Annotated in this window: 17 protein-coding genes; 14 read left to right on the forward strand and 3 right to left on the reverse strand. The window is 69.6% G+C overall.

The window, feature by feature from the left end; genetic code table 11:
* Nucleotides 1–47: 47 nt before the first annotated feature.
* The 10 genes from kamD to LXT21_RS41215 all read left to right on the forward strand — a co-directional run bounded on the left by kamD (nucleotide 48) and on the right by LXT21_RS41215 (nucleotide 9,423).
* Complete coding sequence (kamD, locus tag LXT21_RS41170; protein WP_254043738.1) at nucleotides 48–1,598, forward strand: lysine 5,6-aminomutase subunit alpha; 1,551 nt, start codon at nucleotides 48–50, stop codon at nucleotides 1,596–1,598.
* On the forward strand, nucleotides 1,595–2,071 hold the full coding sequence (locus tag LXT21_RS41175) for a hypothetical protein (RefSeq protein WP_046714529.1): 477 nt from the start codon (nucleotides 1,595–1,597) through the stop codon (nucleotides 2,069–2,071). The genes kamD and LXT21_RS41175 overlap by 4 nt, the downstream gene beginning before the upstream one ends.
* 4 nt (nucleotides 2,072–2,075) lie before the next feature.
* Nucleotides 2,076–2,861, forward strand: coding sequence for a lysine 5,6-aminomutase subunit beta (gene kamE, locus LXT21_RS41180; RefSeq protein ID WP_254043739.1), 786 nt, complete (start codon nucleotides 2,076–2,078; stop codon nucleotides 2,859–2,861).
* Nucleotides 2,858–3,256, forward strand: a complete 399-nt coding sequence (kal, locus tag LXT21_RS41185) for a 3-aminobutyryl-CoA ammonia lyase (RefSeq protein WP_141324212.1) — start codon at nucleotides 2,858–2,860, stop codon at nucleotides 3,254–3,256. Before kamE ends, kal begins: the two co-directional genes overlap by 4 nt.
* Nucleotides 3,253–4,080, forward strand: a complete 828-nt coding sequence (gene kce / locus LXT21_RS41190; RefSeq protein ID WP_141324211.1) for a 3-keto-5-aminohexanoate cleavage enzyme — start codon at nucleotides 3,253–3,255, stop codon at nucleotides 4,078–4,080. Before kal ends, kce begins: the two co-directional genes overlap by 4 nt.
* 152 nt (nucleotides 4,081–4,232) lie before the next feature.
* Nucleotides 4,233–5,009: an SDR family NAD(P)-dependent oxidoreductase gene (locus tag LXT21_RS41195; protein ID WP_254043740.1), complete on the forward strand. Its 777-nt coding sequence runs from the start codon at nucleotides 4,233–4,235 to the stop codon at nucleotides 5,007–5,009.
* Nucleotides 4,999–5,793, forward strand: a complete 795-nt coding sequence (locus LXT21_RS41200) for a class I SAM-dependent methyltransferase (RefSeq protein ID WP_254043741.1) — start codon at nucleotides 4,999–5,001, stop codon at nucleotides 5,791–5,793. The genes LXT21_RS41195 and LXT21_RS41200 overlap by 11 nt, the downstream gene beginning before the upstream one ends.
* Nucleotides 5,794–5,895: 102 nt before the next feature.
* Complete coding sequence (locus LXT21_RS41205; protein WP_254043742.1) at nucleotides 5,896–6,429, forward strand: hypothetical protein; 534 nt, start codon at nucleotides 5,896–5,898, stop codon at nucleotides 6,427–6,429.
* Between the two features lie 137 nt (nucleotides 6,430–6,566).
* Nucleotides 6,567–6,965: a hypothetical protein gene (locus LXT21_RS41210; protein ID WP_254043743.1), complete on the forward strand. Its 399-nt coding sequence runs from the start codon at nucleotides 6,567–6,569 to the stop codon at nucleotides 6,963–6,965.
* A gap of 67 nt (nucleotides 6,966–7,032) precedes the next feature.
* Complete coding sequence (locus LXT21_RS41215) at nucleotides 7,033–9,423, forward strand: serine/threonine protein kinase (RefSeq protein WP_254043744.1); 2,391 nt, start codon at nucleotides 7,033–7,035, stop codon at nucleotides 9,421–9,423.
* A 3-nt stretch (nucleotides 9,424–9,426) separates the two neighbouring features.
* Here the strand turns inward: LXT21_RS41215 and LXT21_RS41220 are convergent, their stop codons facing one another.
* Nucleotides 9,427–10,983: a ChaN family lipoprotein gene (locus tag LXT21_RS41220; RefSeq protein ID WP_254043745.1), complete on the reverse strand. Its 1,557-nt coding sequence runs from the start codon at nucleotides 10,981–10,983 to the stop codon at nucleotides 9,427–9,429.
* A gap of 115 nt (nucleotides 10,984–11,098) precedes the next feature.
* Between LXT21_RS41220 and LXT21_RS41225 the strand changes: the two genes are divergently transcribed.
* The gene (locus LXT21_RS41225) at nucleotides 11,099–14,077 is read left to right on the forward strand and encodes a TonB-dependent receptor plug domain-containing protein (RefSeq protein ID WP_254043746.1); all 2,979 of its coding nucleotides are present in this window, start codon (nucleotides 11,099–11,101) and stop codon (nucleotides 14,075–14,077) included.
* Nucleotides 14,077–14,916 (forward strand): 5'-nucleotidase C-terminal domain-containing protein, encoded by an 840-nt coding sequence (locus LXT21_RS41230; protein WP_254043747.1) that lies wholly within the window; start codon nucleotides 14,077–14,079, stop codon nucleotides 14,914–14,916. The genes LXT21_RS41225 and LXT21_RS41230 overlap by 1 nt, the downstream gene beginning before the upstream one ends.
* A 25-nt stretch (nucleotides 14,917–14,941) precedes the next feature.
* Here LXT21_RS41230 and LXT21_RS41235 read toward each other — a convergent pair whose 3' ends face one another.
* On the reverse strand, nucleotides 14,942–15,220 hold the full coding sequence (locus LXT21_RS41235) for a TIGR04563 family protein (RefSeq protein ID WP_254043748.1): 279 nt from the start codon (nucleotides 15,218–15,220) through the stop codon (nucleotides 14,942–14,944).
* 7 nt (nucleotides 15,221–15,227) lie between these two features.
* Nucleotides 15,228–15,425, reverse strand: a complete 198-nt coding sequence (locus LXT21_RS41240) for a TIGR04563 family protein (RefSeq protein WP_254043749.1) — start codon at nucleotides 15,423–15,425, stop codon at nucleotides 15,228–15,230.
* Between the two features lie 499 nt (nucleotides 15,426–15,924).
* On the opposite strand from LXT21_RS41240, the gene tilS reads away from it, so the two are divergent.
* A complete protein-coding gene (tilS, locus tag LXT21_RS41245) occupies nucleotides 15,925–17,241 on the forward strand; it encodes a tRNA lysidine(34) synthetase TilS (RefSeq protein ID WP_254043750.1) in 1,317 nt (438 codons plus the stop codon).
* Nucleotides 17,242–17,417: 176 nt separating this feature from the next.
* Nucleotides 17,418–19,334 carry an ATP-dependent zinc metalloprotease FtsH gene (gene ftsH / locus LXT21_RS41250; RefSeq protein ID WP_046714517.1) on the forward strand — a complete coding sequence of 639 codons (1,917 nt, stop codon included), beginning with the start codon at nucleotides 17,418–17,420 and terminating at the stop codon, nucleotides 19,332–19,334.
* Nucleotides 19,335–19,511: the final 177 nt, after the last annotated feature.

Consider the following 19,511-nt stretch of genomic DNA (forward strand, 5'->3'; position numbering starts at 1 on the left):
TATGCTTCGGCGCTTCCTGTAGGCGTTCGGGCGGGTAAGGTGCGCCCATGCCAGGCCCGTTCATCGACGACGCGCAGATTGCGCATGCGCGCACTCTGGCGGAGGAGATCGTCAATCCGATCTTCGACCTCATCCGCCGTAACACCACTGTATCGATTGAGCGCACCGTGTTGCGCTTCTTCGGAATCTCCGGAGCAGGCGCGCGAGGGGTGCCGCTCGCCAACCTGATGGTCGACAAGCTCAAGGCCGCGGGCGTCCTCAATCGGGGCGCCGCCTATTGGTACGGCCGCGCGCTGCACCTGGGCGCCAAGAGCCCGCTGGAGGCCGTGGAGCGGCTGACGGCGCTGCCCACCGACAAGCTGGGCCCCCTGTCTCCCGAAGTGGAGCAGAACCTGCGCGACGAGGTCCGCTCCGAGGCCCGCTCCGCCTTCGAGGACATGAAGGCCCGAATCACCGCGCGCGAGGACCTGCGCAAGCAGTTCCCCATGTCGCCCGCGCCGCACAAGTACGTCATCGTCGCCACGGGCAATATCTACGACGACGTGGACCAGGCCCGGGCCGCGGCCCAGGCGGGCGCGGACGTCATCGCCGTCATCCGCTCCACCGCGCAGTCGCTGCTGGACTACGTGCCCCACGGCGCGACGACGGAGGGCTACGGCGGCACCTACGCCACCCAGGAGAACTTCCGCATCATGCGCGAGGCCCTGGACGACGAGAGCCGCAAGCTCAAGCGCTACATCCAGCTCACCAACTACTCGTCCGGCCTGTGCATGTCGGAGATCGCCTTCTGCGCGGCCTACGAGAAGCTGGACATGCTGCTCAACGACGCGATGTACGGAATCCTCTTCCGTGACATCAACATGCGGCGCACGTTCATCGACCAGTACTTCAGCCGCCGCATCTGCGCCCTGGCCGGCATCATCATCAACACCGGCGAGGACAACTACATCACCACCGCGGACGCGTACGACGCGGCCCACACCGTCATCGCCAGCCAGTTCATCAACGAGTGCTTCGCCAAGCGCGCGGGCCTCAAGGACTGGCAGCTGGGCATCGGTCACTCGTACGAAATCGACCCGTACCGCGACGACACGCTGCTCTTGGAGCTGTCCCAGGCGATGCTGGTGCGCCGCTGCTTCCCGGACGCGCCGCTGAAGTACATGCCGCCCACCAAGCACAAGGAGACGGACATCTTCTTCAGCCACGCGTACGACGTGATGGCGGACCTGGTGGCCATCTGGACGCGGCAGGGCATCCAGCTGCTCGGCATGATGACCGAGGCCATGCACACGCCGCTGCTGGCGGACCGTTACGTGGCGCTCAAGTCCGCCAACTACATCCACCGCGCGGCGCGGGGCATCGACGAGGAGTTCACCGTCCGCGAGGACGGGAAGATCGCCAACCGGGCGCGCGAGGTGTTCGCCCAGGCGATGAAGCTGCTCCAGGAGTGCCGGGACGAGGGCATGGTGGCCGCCATCGGCAAGGGGCACTTCGGCGACGTCAAGCGCGAGGAGACCGGCGGCAAGGGTCTGGACGGCGTGCTGGAGAAGGCTCCCGATTACTTCAATCCGTTCCTGGAAATCCTGGAGGCACAATGATTGTCGGTACCATCCTGACGGTGGTGATGGCGGCGGGTGGCTCGGCGGACGCGCTGACGCAGTTCCAGGTGAAGAACGTGGCCGTGCAGGTGCCGGCCGCCTGGACGCGCTCCAACGAGGACGGGACGGCGAAGTTCACGGCGCCCAGCGGGGACGCGTACTTCCTGGTGGACGTGGGCGCGGTGCAGACGGCGGGCATGAAGGCGCAGGTCTGCGTGGACAAGATCGTCACCGGCAGCGGCGGCACGGGCTGGGAGAAGCTCAAGGTCGGCGGGCAGCCGGCGGCGCGGCGGCTGGACACGGACGCGTCGACGAACGGGGCGCTGGTGGATACCTGGACGTACGTGGGCTGTGACGGACGCACGACGTGGTCCGTGGTCTTCCACCTGGAGCAGGGCAAGAAGGAGCGCTTCGCGCCCCTGGCGGAGAAGGTGGCCGGGAGCGTGAAGTTCCAGCGGGCGCGGGGGAAATGACGCGATGGTGAAGCCGAGCAAGCAGATCATCCGTCCTTACGGTGACCGGCGGGACGACGGCGTGGTGCAGCTGTCGTTCACGCTGCCGGTGCCCCTGTCGGAGAAGGCCAAGGAGGCCGCCGCCGTCTTCACGCGCAAGATGGGGTTCACCGACGTGAAGGTGGCCGCCGCCGAGCGCGCCGCGGACAGCTACACGTTCTTCATCGTGTACGCCCGCTCGGGCGTCACGCTGGACTACGCCGAAATCGACGTGCCCGAAGTCGTCGTGAAGAAGATGTCCTTCGACGACCTCAACGCCTTCATCAAGGAGAAGGTCGCCCGGCGCATCGTCGTGTTCGGCGCGTGCACCGGCACGGACACGCACACGGTGGGCATCGACGCCATCCTCAACATGAAGGGCTACGCGGGCGACTACGGCCTGGAGCGCTACCCCGGGTTCGAGGCGTTCAACCTGGGCAGCCAGGTGCCCAACGAGGACCTCATCAAGCGGGCCATGGCGAAGAACGCCGACGCCATCCTGGTGAGCCAGGTGGTCACCCAGCGCGACGTGCACAAGGACAACTCGCGTCAGTTCATCGAGGCGGCCAAGGCGGCGGGCATCCACGGCAAGGTGCAGCTGCTGCTGGGCGGGCCGCGCGTGGACCACAAGCTGGCGCTGGAGCTGGGCTTCGACGCGGGCTTCGGCCCGGGCACCAAGCCCTCCGACGTGGCCAACTACATCGTCCACGCGCTCCTGAAGAAGCTGGGCAAGGAGCCCCAGGACATGCACTACCAGGGAGAGCCCACGTGAGCACGGGAACCAAGGCCATCATCCGCCTGCGCATGAGCAGCCATGACGCGCACTACGGCGGCAACCTGGTGGACGGCGCGCGGATGCTCGGGCTGTTCGGCGACGTGGCCACGGAGCTGTGCATCCGGGCCGACGGCGACGAGGGCCTGTTCCGCGCGTACGACTCGGTGGAGTTCCTGGCCCCGGTGTACGCGGGGGACTTCATCGAGGCGGAGGGCGAAATCGTCAGCGCGGGCAACACGTCGCGCAAGATGCGCTTCGAGGCGCGCAAGGTCATCCGCCCGCGTCCAGATGTGAATGACTCGGCGGCGGACCTGTTGCCGGAGCCCATCGTCGTGTGCCGTGCTTCGGGCACCTGCGTGGTTCCCAAGGACAAGCAGCGAGGTCAGCGATGAGCACTCCCATGGTCATCACCGCGGCGATGGTGGGCGCGGAGACGACGCGCGAGCAGACGCCGCACCTGCCCATCACCGCCGAGGAGATCGCGGAAGACGCGGCGCGCTGCCGCGAGGCCGGCGCGGCCATGGTGCACCTGCACGTGCGCACGCCCGACGGCAAGCCGTCCCAGGACGCGGAGCTGTTCCGGGCCGCCATCCGCGCCATCCGCAAGCGCACCGACGTGCTCATCCAGACGTCCACCGGCGGCGCGGTGGGCATGACGGTGGACCAGCGCTGCGGGCCGCTCACGCTGACGGGCGAGGACCGGCCGGACATGGCCACCCTCACCACGGGCACGGTCAACTTCGGCGAGGAGGTCTTCTGGAATCCCCGCCCGCTGGTGCGCGACATCGCGAAGCGCATCCGCGCGCTCGGGCTGCGGCCGGAGCTGGAGTGCTTCGACGTGGGCATGATCGACGAGGCCCGCTACCTGGCCAAGGAGGGCCTGGTGGACCTGCCCGCGCACTTCGACTTCGTGCTCGGGGTGCCGGGCACGCTGCAGGCGCGGCCGGAGGTGCTGGACTTCATGATCGCCTCGCTGCCGGAGGGCAGCACCTGGACGGTGGCGGGCGTGGGGCGCTTCCAGCTCGCGTTCGTGGACGAGGCGGCGAAGCGCGGCGGCAACGCGCGCGTGGGCCTGGAGGACAACATCTACGTGTCCAAGGGCGTGCTGGCGAAGGGCAACTGGGAGCTGGTGGCCGAGGCCGCCAGACGGGCTCGGGCCCACGGCCGGGAGCCCGCGACTCCCGAGCAGGCTCGCAAGCTCTTGCGATTGAGCTGAACCCGCCGCCGACGCACCTGAGTGTGTCGGCGGTTTTTCTTTCCCGACATGTCAGCACCCGGGGCCCCTTCGCGTCGGCGTTCGCCGGACGCCGCTCGTTCGCCCGGACTCCGGCGCGTGAGGGTCTCACTCACTTCCGAGGAGGCATACGCATGGACACGGAGCTGAAGGGGCAGGGCGTCCTGGTGACGGGCGGCGCGGGCGGTATCGGCACGGCCATCGTCCAGGCCTTCGCCGCCGAGGGCGCGAAGGTGGCGGTGCACTACCACTCCCGAGAGGCCAAGGCGCGCGAGCTGGCGGGGCAGGTGGGCGGCGCGGCGGTGGGCGCGGACCTGACGGTGGAGCCCCAGGTGGACGCGCTGGTGCCCGCGTCGGTCGCGGCCCTGGGACGACTGGACGTGCTCGTGTGCAACGCGGGCGTGTATCCGGCCCCGGACGTGCCGGTGTGGGAGATGTCGCTCGAGCGCTGGCGCCGCACGCTGGCGGAGAACCTGGACAGCGTCTTCCTGTGCTGCCGCGCCTTCCTGCGCCACGTGAAGACGACGGGCGTGGGCAACATCGTCATCGTCAGCTCCACGGCGGGCCTGTTCGGTGAGGCGGGACACGCCGACTACGGGGCGGCCAAGGGCGCGCTGGCGAGCGGGTTCCTGCGCAGCCTGAAGAACGAGCTGGGCCGCATCGCCCCCCTGGCCCGCGTCAACGTGGTGTGCCCTGGCTGGACGGAAGTGGACCGGAACCGCGACAAGCTGAAGGCGGATGGCTTCGTGAAGCGGGTGACGCGCACCATGCCGCTGCGCAAGGTGGGCCAGCCCGAGGACGTGGCGCGCGCGGTGGTGATGCTCGCGTCGGATTTCGTCTCCGGCCACGTGACGGGTGAAGTCATCACCGTCGCCGGGGGCATGGAAGGACGGGTGCTGCATGACGACTGACGCCATCGATGTACGGAAGCACAACCGTGACGCCTGGAACCGCCAGGTGTCCCTGGGCAACCGCTGGACGGTGCCGGTGGGGCCGGAGGTCATCGCGGCGGCGCGCAAGGGCGAGTGGGGTATCCTGCTCACGCCGACGAAGACTGTCCCCCGGGAGTGGTTCGGTGAGGTCGCCGGCAAGCGGGTGTTGTGTCTGGCGGGCTCGGGCGGACAGCAGGCGCCCATCCTCGCGGCGGCGGGCGCGAAGGTGTCGGTGCTCGACAACTCGCCGGCGCAGCTCGGGCAGGACCGGCTGGTGGCCGAGCGCGAGGGGTTGACGCTGCGCCTGGAGGAGGGGGACATGCGCGACCTGTCCGTCTTCGAGGACGGCAGCTTCGACCTCATCTTCCACCCGTGCTCCAACGGCTTCGTGGACGACATCCAGCCGGTCTGGCGCGAGGCGTTCCGCGTGCTGCGGCCCGGCGGCGCGCTGCTGACGGGCTTCTGCAACCCGTTCATCTTCCTGCTCGACCCGGACCTCCAGGAGAAGGGCGTGATGCAGCTCAAGTACAAGATGCCGTACTCGGACTTCACCAGCCTCACGGAGGACGAGCGGCGCCGCTACACCGACAAGCACGAGCCGCTCAGCGTGGGCCACTCCCTGGAGGACCAGATGGGCGGCCAGCTCCGCGCGGGCTTCGTCCTCACCGGCTTCTTCGAGGACGGCTTCGGCCCGAGCGACAAGCTCTCCGAGTACATCGATGGCTTCATCGCCACCCGCGCCGTGAAGCCTCCCCTCCCGTAACCGTTCGTCCCTGGAACGGGGAAGTTCATTGCGCCGTGGAGTCCGGGGGGACTCCCATGCGGGCTGTCCTGGATTCCCCAGGACTTCCCGCTAGGAGCGCCAATGCGTACCCCCAGGCATCTCTCCTCGTTCTGTGTCGTGAGCCTCGCGCTGCTGGGCGCGGGGTGTGAGCCGTCGGCCTCGCCGGTGACGTCGCGCGAGGGCGCGGCGCTGGAAGAGAAGAGGGACCGCGCGGTGGGCGACGTGCGGCTGTACTGCGAGACGACGCAGGACGGGAGTTACTTCGAGCTGAAGGAGACGGCGACGGGGTTCGAGGGTGTGGTGGCGACGCTCGAGTACGATCCCTGGGACTGCCGCTGCATCCGGCTGAAGCGCGAGGTGGTGGGGCAGTACACGTCCTGCAACTTCGCGGCGTCGGACCCGCGCATCGCCAACTGCTGGCGGCGTGACGCGAACGGCTCGACGACGAAGGCGTTCATGTCCTCGGCGAAGATCACCCGGCAGTCGCTGGTGTTCGCCAACCCCATCGAGACATCGGACCAACAGCTGGCCGTCACGGTCGTGAACCAGGACCCGGGGCAGACGCCTCGGCATGACCTGTCCTTCCCCCTCAACGACTGCGTGGCGGAGCAGTAGCCCACCAGGCGGGCAGGCCCGCTCCGGCGTCACGGCCGGGGCGGGATTTAACCTTCGCTTTCGCGTGGGGTTCTCCAAGGCAACAGGGCGCGAGCAGGGCTGGACTCGTGCTCCTCGAACCAACGGAGTGTCTCACCATGCGTCAGAATTTCCTCATGCGGTCCCTCGTCACGGCGTCGCTGTTGCTGGCCACCCCGGTGTTCGCGCAGAGCACGGCGCCCGCGGCGGAGGACAAGCCGGCGGAGAGCGGCGAGCGGCACGGCCATCATGGCAAGCGGGGCATGAAGGGCGAGCGGAAGATGGCCCGGATGGAGCACCGGTTGGACCGCGCGGTGGTGGATGGGCGGCTCACCCAGGCGCAGGCGGACCAGTTCAAGGCCGAGGCGAAGCAGCTCCAGGAGGAGCGGAAGGCGCAGCGCGAGGCCGCCGGAGGCCAGCTCACCGAGGAGCAGCGGCAGCAGGGCCGCGAGCGCTTCCGCGCCTTCCACGAGAAGGTGAAGGCCGCGATGAAGGCCAACGCGCCCGCGAAGATTTGAGCGGTGCGTCTGGGATTGTGCGGGGGGCGGGCACGGCGACGTCTGGAGGATGGTAGTTTCTCCAGGCATGACGACCCCGGGGAGGACGTGGTTCGGTCGCTATGAATTGCTGGAGCGGCTGGGCGCGGGCGGCATGGCCGTCGTCTATCGGGCCCGGTACCCCGCGGCCCCTGGCGTCACCAAGTCCGTGGTCATCAAGCGGGTGCTGGGGCACCACGCGCGGGACCCGGCCTTCACGGAGATGTTCCTCAACGAGGCGCGCATCTCGGTGAGCCTGAACCACGGCAACGTGGTGCAGGTGTTCGACTTCGGTGAGGTGGAGGGCGAGTACTTCCTCGCCATGGAGTGGGTGGACGGGCATCCCCTGTCCCACGTGATGAAGCGCGCGAGGACGAAGGGCCTGCCGCGGCTCCCCGCGCCCATCGCCGCGGGCATCGCCATCGACATGTGCCGGGGGCTGCATTACGCGCACCTGGTGCGCGATGAGCAGGGCGAGCCGCTGGGCCTGGTGCACCGCGACATCTCCCCCGACAACGTGCTGATGAGCTTCGAGGGGGAGGTGAAGATCTCCGACTTCGGCATCGCGAAGGCCCGGCTGGTGGGACGGCCGGAGACCGAAGTGGGCGTGGTGCGGGGCAAGTTCCAGTACTTCTCACCCGAGCAGGCGCAGGGGGACGCGCTGGATGCACGCTCGGACGTGTATGCGGTGGGCGTGGTGCTGTACCAGATGCTGTGCGGGCAGCTCCCCACCGAGGGCGGAGAGCTGGAGGTGATGTTCCGCACGGTGGAGGGGCGGCTGACGCCCGCGCAGCAGCTCAACCCGACGTTGGACGTGGCCATGCTGGAGATCCTCCAGCGCGCGCTGATGACGTCGCGGGAGGCGCGCTACCGGACGGCGGAGGCGCTGCAGCAGTCCCTCTCGGATTGGCTGAGCACGAACGCGCCGCTGTTCCCCACCAACACGCGCAAGCACCTGATGGGCTGGCTCTTCCAGGAGGAGCTGGCCGCGCGCAAGCGCGTGGTGGCGTTCCCGTCGGGTTTCCAGGCGCAGCTGGAGGCGTGGCTGACGGCTTCCGGAGCGGGGCCCACACCGTTGAAGCGGAGGGCCGAGGCCGCGCCGGTGACGCAGGAGCTGCCCGTCGGTGGCGCGGCGGAGGTCGCCCCAGTGACGCAGGTGATGGCGGCGAGGCCGCGGCCCAGGAGCGCGGCCATCACCGAGCCGGTGTTGCCGGACTCGACGCCCGTGCAGGACGGCGTCGCGCTGCGGGTCGTGAGGCGGGCGACGACGCTCGTCCAGGAGATGGGGCCGTCGATGCGGCGGCCCCGAAACCTGGCGGTGCTCGTCCTCCTGCTCCTGACGGCGCTGGGGGCCTGGGGCTGGATGCGGCACTACCTGTCGCCCGAGCCCGTGTGGGTTCGCTCCACGCCCGCGGGGGCGACGGTGTATCTCAACGGTGTCCGGGTCGGGCAGACGCCCTTGAGGCTGGACCTCTCGGACGAGCCCTCGCGGCGCGTCGTGAAGGTGGCGCAAGCGGGGTACTTGTCGTGGAGCCGTGAGTACCAGCCGGGCACCTCCGTCTCCCAGGACCTCGTGGCGGAGTTGCTGTGGGATTCCGCATTCGATCGCGAAGAGCCGCCCGAGACGGAGGCGCCCCCCGACGAGCTCACGGAGGACGTGGGAGAAGAGGAGCTCGTCCCCGAGGAGGAGGACCTCTTGTCGGAGGAGGACGCAGCCTCCTCGGAGAGTGGGGTGTCGATGATCCAGGCCCCACCCGCGCGCGTGCTGCTGCGCGAATCCGGGCAATCGTTCAATCCCACGCGCAAGGCGCGGGAGCTCGTGCTCGACCCGGCGGAGACGTACACGCTGCGCACCACGAATCCCTACGGCTATGGCTGGTCGAGAGTGCTCGACGGAGACGGCCGGCACGCGCCGAGCTCGTCACGTGTCCTGGCGTTCATCGCCGACCCGGAGGTCGCTCCCCAGCGGCGCCTGGTGCAGCTGTCCTCCGAGACTCGACGCGTGACGGGGGTGACGCACCTGTGGTTGTTCATCCTGTGGGGGCGCGACTGGGCGCTCACGCGGGGCAGCCGTGTGGACGTGGAGGTGCGCTCCGCGCTGGGGCGCGCGGGGGATGGGAGGCCGCTGAACGTCGCCGAAGTCGCGAGCGAGCTGGAGCCGGAAAGCCGCTTCACCGTGCACAAGCTGCGGCCCTCACAGAAGTACGCGGTCGAGATTCGCGTGCCGAAGGGGCGGCCCATCAGCCCGGTCATCATGTTGGCGGTGCCCGCGGCGCCCCACGTGCTGCGTGTCACGGGGCAGCCGGCGCAGGAGCGACTGCATGTCCTCACGCCGGGACGCCATGTCGTGTCGGGTGCCTCGGAGCTCTGGTTCAGCCTGCCTCGCTGGGCGGGCGACGAAGAGCTCGAGGTGGAGGTCGAGGTGAAGGCGAGCCCTTGAGCCTCAGTCGCGCAGGCGCTCCGCCCACGTGAAGTACGCGGCGCGCGCGTCCACGAACGGGTCACGGAAGAGGGCGCGGACCTCGGCCTTGTCCACCTGTCCCGCGTCGAAGGCGCGGTAGAGCTTGTCGCCGAGCAGGTACCCCAGGCCGTGGCTGACGCCATGGAACAGCCGGTCCTTGCGCAGGGGCAGCAGCTTCACCGCCTCCTCGGGCGCCTCCAACTCGGCGGCCGCGTGGGCGAGCACGAACGCGGAGACCTGCCGGTCCACGCCTCGCGTCTCACCGAAGCGTCGCACCCAGTCCGCCAGGTTCAGGCACGTGCGGCGGGGATTGACCAGCCGCGAGCCGAAGAAGCCCAGCGCCTCCTCCATGCACCGCGCGTAGAACGCCTCTGACGCCGTGCGAGGCTCCTCCATCGCGCTGCCCACCGCGCAGTGCCGCACGAAGTGCGCGGCCTCCTCCGCGGCGTGGTTCAACGACAACGAGGCCAGGTACGCCGTGCGCGCACGCGGGATGTAGCTGCTCTCGCGCGACAGGATGTGCCGACGAAGCTGCGACAGCTCCGTCTGCGTGAAGCGCCCCCGTTGCTGGATGCGCGCCAGCACGTCACCGTCCGCCACCGTGGTGACTTCCACCGACTCCAGCGCGCGACCCACCGGCACTCCGGCCAGTCGGCCGATGAGCGCCGCCATCTCCCGGAACCGCTCCGCCGCGCCCCGGTCCATCAGCGGCGCGTCTCCCGCCTCGGCTTCCAGGTAATCCAGGAAGCTCTGCTGACAGACGACAGGGGAGGCGTTGAGCAGGCACAGGGTGTCGTCGGCCAGCTCCACGGCCTCGGCCGAGCCCATCTGTCCGTCGCGGGCCAGCTTCCACCAGACGCCCTCCGCGTTCTGGTAGACGACCAGGCCACGACGCGGGGTCTCCCCCAGGGCCCGCTCCACCTGCGCGGGCAGGTGACACGGCGCGATGTGGTACTGGCCCACCAGGACGAGGATCAACGGACGGTCCTCGGCGCGGGCCGCGCGGGCGACGCGCTCGGCGGCATAGGCGTCTCGCAGCGCGAGGGAGCGCTCTCCCTGCGCCCGCCGGTCGATTCCGATGACCTCCAGGCGGTGCTTCCGGGCGAAGGCGAGCAGGGTGCGCGGAGCGCTTCCCGGGCCGAAGCCCGCACCCTCCGTACCAGCCCCCAGGCGTGCGAAGAGGGAGCGCTCCGACAGGCGTCCCGTGCCCCACGCATCGAGCGAGGCCTGGTGACGACCCTCGATGCACTCGAGGGCGAGCACGACGCGGCGGCCCGAGGACAGGGCGCGCTCCGCGAGGTCCAGGTACGTCTGCTGGGCCAGGGGGAGCGTGTGGTAGTCGCCCACGTACACCACGTCCGAGGCGCCGACGCGCTGGTGGACGTCGCTCAGCGGCAGGACGCGCCGATAGCTGGCGGTGCGCCGCCGGTAGCGGGCCTCGTAGGAGCGGAAGGCATCTGTCTGCCCGTCCACCACGCGGGCGATTTGTGCCCGCTGTCGACGGAAGAGGGCAAGGTGCAGGGCGAGCGAGTCGCGCATGGAGTGCGGCGATCCCTCGCACGGCCTCGGAGACCCGGCAAAAAATCGGCGGCGCTCTGCCTCGAGACCCCCTTCCTTGACTCGGGGAGGGCCTCAATGGACCATCTGAGTCAGCTTGAAGAACACACTCGCTCGCGCGACCCTCCTCAGCTTCGTGCTCTTCCTGGCGGTGCCTGTCCGTGCCGAGGAGCCTTCTCTTCTCCACTCCGCTCCGGCACGCGCGGAGGCCAACGTGCCGCTGCGGCTCGACGGCACCCTCGTGGAGGGCGCACGCATCCTGGAGATGCAGGTGCGCTACCGGGGCCCGGGAGAGCCGTTCGCCCGCGTGCCGATGGAGCGCCAGTACGGCGACCTGTATCGCGCCGTCATCCCTCCCGAGCACATGGTGCCTCCAGGCATCGAGTACTACGTCGAGGGCCTCACCGCCGACGGAGAGCGCATCGCCATCTTCCAGTCCGCCTCGCGGCCCGCCCGCGTGTTCGTGGCCGGAGAGGCGCCCGCCTCCGCGCGCAAGCCCGGCGCGTCCGAGCCTCCCGCGCTGGCCACCGTCGACGAGCGCCCCAGCGTCACCAGGCCTCCTCCTCCGTCCACGAACGAGCGCTCGCGTCCCTCCGCGTCCTCCGAGGATGACTCGATGGCCGCGCTCACCGCGGACCTGAACGAGGGGGTCCCTCCTCCCACGCCCAAGACCTCCCGGGACTCGCGCGGGTCGTCCACGCCGCCGCCGAAGGGGAGCTCCCCGACGTCGCGTGATTCCTCGCGTGCGTCTCGCGACACCACATCGACCTCGAGAGACGCGCCCACGCGCGAGTCGCAGCCGTCCCGCGAGCCTCCTCCCTCACGCGACGCGGTGACCTCGCGCGAGCCGGGCGTCACGCGGGAGTCGCCCTCGCGCGAATCGGTATCCACGCGCGATACGTCCCGTGACACGGGCTCCTCGCGTGGCGAGCCCGTCTCCTCGCAGCGCACGGAGCTGGAGGACGACCTGGCCCTCTACAGCGCCGAGGACACGCTGGCGCTGGCCACTCGCCACGAGGAGAAGGTCCGCAAGGTGCCGGCCATCGGCGCCTCCTTCAACCGTGAGCAGATCAGCGTGCTCGGCGCGCGCACGGTGGCGGACGTGCTGGACGTGGTGCCTGGCCTCACCGTCAGCCGCGACGTGCAGGGCTTCCACCGCACGGCGGTGCGCGGCCTGCGCAACGACGCGGAGGTGCTGTTCCTGCTCAACGGCCACCGGCTCAACAACTTCTTCGACGGCAAGGCGATGATGAACCTGCCGGTGGAGAACCTGGAGCGCATCGAGGTCATCCGTGGCCCGGGCTCCGCGCTGTACGGCGCCGGCGCGTTCCTGGGCGTGGTCAACATCGTCACCGACACCTCGGACGGAGTCCGCACGGCCGTGTCCGCGGGCGGCTTCCCGGAGAAGGACGACCGGCTGGCCGTCACCGTCAACGGGCACGCCTCCGCGGGGCACACCTTCGGCGACCTGCGCCTGTTCGCGGACGTGGACGTGTGGAACCAGTCCGGCGACGCGAACATCATCGACCACGACGGCCTGGACGACGAGTCCACCTCCCAGGGGCTGCGCTCGGTGGAGGACCCCGCCGGCAAGACGCGCGATGACCGCTTCCTGCTCAACGTGGGCGGCGGCGCGACGTACTCCATGGGCGACGCCGGACGGCTGGCCGCCTCCGTGCGCTACCTCTCCGAGAACCGCACCGCGCTGCTCGGCCTGTTCGACGTCGTGGCCGAGGACTCCGAGCTGAAGTGGAACGTGCTCATGGCGGACGTCCACTGGGAGAAGAACATCGGCTCGTCGGTGCTGCTGCGCGCGCGCGCCGGCTTCGACCAGCAGTCCACGGACCGCCTCTTCCAGATCACCCCTCGCAACTTCCGCACCGGCCCGGACTCGAACCAGCTGTTCGACAACGGCCTGCGGGAACAGACGCAGATTTCGGTGCGCTCGATGACCGGCGGCGTGGACGCGGACATCGTCCTGTCGTCCAACAACCGCCTGTCCGTGGGCGCGGTGGTGGAGCAGCAGTCGCTGGGCGACTACACCTACGAGACGAACTACACGCTGGACGCGCGCGTGCGCCCGGGCGGCTTCACCACGCCCGAGGGCCTGGCGGACCTGCTGGAGCTGGCCGGCGGCGCGGCGTCGCGCAGGCTGACGGTGGGCGCCTTCGCCCAGGACCAGTGGACCGTCATCGCGCCGCTGACGCTCACCTTCGGCGTGCGCGTGGACGCCACGCAGCTGCCCACGGTGGGGACGAGCGGGGACATCACCGGCACCAGCTTCGTGGCGCGCGTGAATCCGCGCGTGGGCCTGGTGTTCTCCGCCACGGACGCGCTGGTGCTCAAGGCCCTGTACGGCCGCGCCTTCCGCGCGCCCACGCTGCAGGAGCTGGTCGAGCGCATCCCCGACACCGACTACAACCAGGGCCGCTTCGAGGGCAACCCGAGCCTGCAGCCCGCCATCGTGGACACCTTCGAGCTGGGCGCGGACCTCATCCAGTCCGCGGGCGAGGCGCGGGTGCGGCTGCGCGCCAACGCGTACCTGGAGCTCTTCTCCTCGCCCATCGTCCCCGTGGACACGTCCGGCAACATCGTCCCGCTGCGCAACCGCGAGCTGGGCGTGCGCGTGTACGGCATCGAGGGCGAGGCCCGCCTGGAGGCCTCCAAGCGCGCCAACGCCTGGTTCAACGCGAGCATCTCCCGCGCGCAGGACATGGAGCTGCCCTCGCAGTCCCGGCTGCTCACCGACACGCCGCAGGCGCGCTTCAACGCGGGCGTGTCCATGCCCATCGGCGCGTGGGTGAACTTCGACGTGGTGGTGCGCACGGGCGCCGAGCGCCGCAACAACAGCCGCTCCGTGCTGGAGCTGGTGCGCCGCTACAAGATTCCCGCCTACAGCCTGGTCACCGCGCAGATTCGCACCGAGCCCATCCTGGACATCTGGGAGGTGTCGCTGGTGGCGCACAACGTCTTCGACCACGACCTTCGCGACGACGTGCCGCGGCCGGACCGCGTCACCGGGAACCTCCCGCGCGAGGGCATGTCCGGCTACCTCACCGTGAGGGCTCACTTCTGATGTCACTGCCCAAGTCCCTCGTCGCCGCGCTCGTGTGCGCCCTGGCCTCGCCCCTGGCCGGGTGCATCTCCTACAACGACTCGTGCCAGCCGCTCGTCGCGGACCCCGACGCCGTCGTCGGCTACCTGGGCCAGGACGTGCTGCTCGACAAGCCCTTCGTCTGGCACGACAACAACGCGCTGGCGCAGGCCGCGGCGGATGCGTTCCGCCACGCGGAGGATGGCTCGGCCCGTCCCGCGGTGCTGGGCGTCATCAACGGCGGCTCCCTGCGCGCGGAGGGCCTGTGCTTCACGCGCCAGGCGCTGCGCAAGGGGCCGCTCACCGACGGCGTGCTCCACGAGGTCATCCTCTTCGAGAACCTCGTGGTCTCCGTGGACCTCACCGAGAAGGAGCTGGTGAGGATGATGGAGAACAGCGTGGGCAGCCTCTACCGGGAAGGGGAGCTCATCGCGTCACCGTCCGGCGCGTTCCTTCACCTGTCCGAGGGCACGACGATGCACGTCAACTGCGCGAGCCCGCGCGGCCAGCGCGTGGAGGCGCTGACGGTGAACGGCCAGCCCGTGCCCCTGCCGCCGCGTGACGACGAGAGCATCCGCTACCGCGTGGCCATGCCCAGCTTCCTGCTCGGAGGCGGCGACGGTTACGGGGAGGCGTTCGGCAACGCGGGCCAGAACCCGGACCGCTTCCCGGTGCAGGCGCGGAAGCTGGGAGGGACGGACGCGAACATCACCTCGGCGTACCTGCGGGAGAGGCATCCCTCACCCGAGCAGTCGCTCACCGAGAAGCCGCGAATCACGTTCTCGAACTGCGCACGACCCGCGCGGCCCGCCGGAGGTTGATTGCCGGGGGCCGTTCGCGGGGCCTTCAGGACTTCGGCTCGTCCGAGCTCGGAGCCGCCGCCACCAGCGGGGTGGTGGCCGCGGGCGTCGCCGCTGGGCTCGCCGCGACGGCGGCGGGACGAGGAGGCGCGCTCAGCACGTCGTTGACCGACGGCATCCGCCGAATCTCGGCGCGCGCCACCTTCCACGCCTGCTGGACGATCCACGACAGCGAACGGTCCTGCCGCGTGGCCTCACGCTGGATTTCCTCCAGCATGTCTTCGGGGAAATAGAGGCTTTGCTTGCGATGGTCGGTGGTGGCCATGCCTGCGCTACTCCTCGCGCGGGTCCGGGTCGCCCGTCACATCGTTGACGGCGGGGAACGACTTGATGCGGTCGCGGGCGATCTTCCACGCCTGCTGGACGACCCAGGAGAGAGAGCGGTCCTGTCGGGTTGCTTCCTCCTGAATCTCCTTCAGCATCTCCTCGGGGAAGTACAGCGACTGCTTGCGCTTGTCGGTGCCTGCCATACTTGAGTCTCCGGGGCGGATTCGAGGTGACGACCTGAACACACCGGTGCCGTTATCCGACAGACGCCCAAGAGGGTCAACGGTTTAGGTCGACTCATTCCGCGCCCGTCGGCTCCCTGTTCGGGCACGTTCAGTGCCGCCTGACGTATCCAGCCGGACGCGAAAAAGGAAACGCCCCGGTCCTCGCGATGGGAGGACCGGGGCGTTTCGGAAAGAGGGACCGCCGGGAGTGGATCTCCCAGCGGTCCCGTGGACCCAGAGGGGGAGGGGGGGGACCCCTAGGTCCAACACCTTGAAAAGTCGACCGTCCCCTCAACAACGTCCGGTGGCGCGCATATTTCCGCTTCCGCGACCGCGCCCATCCGGTGTGACGATCATAAGAACCGACCCCCCTGCCTTCAACCGCGCGCGCCTCTGTAACCCTGTTACCCGACATTCCATTCCGCCCCCGCAGATGTCTCCCACCGGACCCGCGACGCAGTTGCTGAAGAGGACACTGATGGACACGTATGCGCGCCTCGGACTGGAGGGCCGGTCCGTGCTGTGCGCCGTGTCCGGAGGCGCGGATTCGGTGGCCCTGCTCGTGGGCACGGCGAGCGTGCGCGAGCGGCTGCGGCTTCGAGTGGAGGTCTGTACGGTGGACCATGGCGTGCGTCCCGAATCCCGAGCGGAGGCCCTGGCCGTGGGCTCGCTCTGCGAGCAGCTGGGCGTGCCCTGCCACGTGCGATTCCTGGCCTTGCCTCAGGGCCCGGGACTCGAGGCCCGCGCACGGCAGGCGCGCTACGAGGCCCTGGAGGCGGTGCGGCGGGAGCGGGGCCTGTCGGCGGTGGCGACAGCCCACTCGGCGAGCGACCAGGCGGAGACGCTGCTGATGCGGCTGGCGCGGGGCGCGTCGACGCGGGGCGCGGTGGGCATCCATGAGGCGCGAGGCTCGCTGGTGCGGCCGGTGCTCGCGTTGACGCGGACGGAGCTGGTGGCGAGCCTCAAGGAGCAGGGCGTCGGATATGCGACAGACGCGATGAATGATGACCCGGCGTTCCTGCGGGTCCGGGTGCGACAAGACGCGCTGCCGGCCCTGTCGCGCGCGGCGGGCTTCCAGGTGGACGCTAGGCTGGCGTCGTACGCGCGGCTGGCGGCCGAGGACGACGCGCTGCTGAGCGACCTGGCGGACGCGGCGTGGGCGCGCGTGCGACTTGAGGAGGGGGCGCTGGACGCGGTGGCGGTGCGAGCGCTGGAGGTGCCCCTGCGGCGCAGGGTGCTCGAGAGGCTGCTGGCCGGGCACGACGTGGTGGCGGACGCGGCGATGGTGGAGCGCGCGATGCGGGCGGTGGAGCAGGGCGGCTCGGCGACGGTGGGGCGTGGGTTGCGGCTCCGGGCCACGGGCGGGCGGGTGCGCTGCGTGGCGTCCTCGGAGGTGAAGGCGCCTCTGGTGCGGGCCATGGTGCTGACGGGGGAGGGGGCCGGGGGCGTGCTGGAGGGCACGGGGTGGCATTTCCGCGTCGAGCCGCGCGAGCCGCCTCCGGGCATGCACGGGTTGGCGTTGGCGCGCGATGTCCTCTGGCCGCTGACCGTGCGGACGCGCAGGCCCGGAGACCGGGTGCGCGCGGGCGCGAAACAACGCCGGCTGCAGGATGTGTTGGTGGATCTTCGGGTGCCCGCGGAGTCGAGGGATTCGCGGCCGGTGGTGCTGGATGCCGAGGGCACCGTGGTGTGGCTCCCAGGGCTGTGGACACCCCCGTCACGGGCGGAGGTTTCCGGACACTACCTGTGGGCCGCACCCGTGGGTCCGAGCAATCACCAGGACCCTTCGTTATAGAGTGGAATGAGTGTTGTCGGGGGTTGGCCGTGCCCCCTAAATAGTTGAGGGCTTTTTGCTGTTGCTGATACGGTCCGACGACTGGGAAGTCGCCTGGTGTCGGGCAAATGATTGAAAAGGCTGGGTTTCTCCCGGCACGGCCCTCACCCGCCGAGTACCGAAAGGGCAGCTGACACGTGCGTTCGACCTACAAGACCATCGGGCTCTGGGTCATCCTGATCGTCCTCTTCGTCGCCTTCTACAACTTCTTCTCCCAGGGCAACGACCAGGTCCAGGAGCCCTCCTTCACCCAGCTGTTGTCGAAGGTGGAGGAGAAGAAGGTCAAGGAAGTGGCGGTCAAGGGCAACACCTACTCCGGCAAGTTCGTGGACACGAGCGAGCGGTTCCGCACCACGGGCCCCGCGCCGGACGCGGCCATGCTCAACCAGCTCCGCAACAACGGAGTGGACGTCAAGTACGAGCGGGAGGAGCAGAACAGCCTCTGGCTGACCATCCTCGGGCAGTGGATGCCCGTCGTCTTCCTGTTCCTCTTCTTCATCTTCTTCATGCGTCAGCTGCAGGGCGGCAGTGGCAAGGCGATGACCTTCGGGAAGTCGAAGGCCAAGCTGCTCAGCGAGAGCCACAACAAGGTCACCTTCGCCGACGTGGCCGGCGTGGACGAGTGCAAGGAAGAGCTCGAGGAGATCGTCGCCTTCCTGAAGGACCCCAAGAAGTTCACCAAGCTCGGCGGCCGCATTCCCAAGGGCGTGCTGATGATGGGTCCTCCGGGCACGGGCAAGACGCTGCTCGCTCGCGCGGTGGCCGGTGAAGCGGGCGTGCCGTTCTTCTCCATCTCAGGCTCGGACTTCGTGGAGATGTTCGTGGGCGTCGGCGCCAGCCGCGTCCGCGACCTGTTCGAGCAGGGCAAGAAGAACGCCCCCTGCATCATCTTCATCGACGAGATCGACGCCGTGGGTCGTCACCGTGGCGCGGGTCTGGGCGGCGGTCACGACGAGCGTGAGCAGACGCTCAACCAGCTGCTCGTGGAGATGGACGGCTTCGAGTCCAACGATGGCGTCATCCTCATCGCCGCGACGAACCGTCCGGACGTGTTGGACCCCGCGCTGCAGCGTCCGGGTCGCTTCGACCGCCGCATCGTGGTGCCGAGGCCGGACCTGAAGGGTCGCCTGGGCGTGCTGAAGGTGCACACCCGCCGCGTGCCGCTGGCGCCCGAGGTGGACCTGGAGGTCATCGCTCGCGGTACGCCGGGCATGACGGGCGCGGACCTGGAGAACCTGGTGAACGAGTCGGCGCTGATGGCCGCGCGGCAGAACAAGGAGCGCGTGGACCTGAGCGACTTCGAGGCCGCCAAGGACAAGGTCTTCATGGGCCCCGAGCGGCGCTCGATGATCATGACCGAGAAGGAGAAGAAGAACACCGCGGTGCACGAGGCGGGGCACGCGCTGCTCGCCAAGCTGCTGCCGGGGTGCGACCCCCTCCACAAGGTCACCATCATCCCGCGTGGACAGGCGCTCGGCGTGACGTGGAGCCTGCCGACCGAGGACAAGGTCAACGGCTACAAGAAGCAGATGCTGGACCAGATCTCCATGGCCATGGGTGGCCGCATCGCCGAGGAGCTGCTCTTCAACGAGATGAGCAGCGGCGCGGCGAACGACATCGAGCGGGCGACGGAGACGGCGCGCGCCATGGTGTGCCGCTGGGGCATGAGCGAGAAGCTGGGGCCCCTCGCGTTCGGCAAGAGCGACGGTGAGGTGTTCCTGGGCCGCGACTTCAACTCGTCCAAGGACTACTCCGAGGACACGGCGCGGCAGATCGACTCCGAGGTCCGCAGCATCGTCGTCGGCTGCTACGAGCGGGGCCGCAACCTCCTCACGGAGAACCTGGAGGCGCTCAAGCGCGTCTCCGACGCCCTGGTGGAGTACGAGACGCTCGACGCCGAGGACGTGAACATCCTCCTGCAGGGTGGCCAGCTCACCCGTGAGCGTCCGCCCCCGCGCGTGAATGCTCCGCCGAAGGCGACGGAGAAGAAGGACAAGCGGAAGATCCTCGACGCACTCGAGGGCCTGCCGAAGATGGAGCCGAACAAGGCGTAGTCCCAGTCGCCGCCACGCGGCGCTGAACGAAGGCCCTTCCCACCCCGGGGAGGGCCTTTTCGTTTGTCGGGGCACGGTGGGGCGCATGGGGGCGGCCCTCAGGGGGCTCGCGTACCGGGGCGCTGGACCGGGACGCCAGGATGGCCGGACCCAAGCCCGCCGACATGGCGCCCTCCA

Source organism: Myxococcus guangdongensis (genome assembly GCF_024198255.1).
GTDB classification, from domain to species: domain Bacteria; phylum Myxococcota; class Myxococcia; order Myxococcales; family Myxococcaceae; genus Myxococcus; species Myxococcus guangdongensis.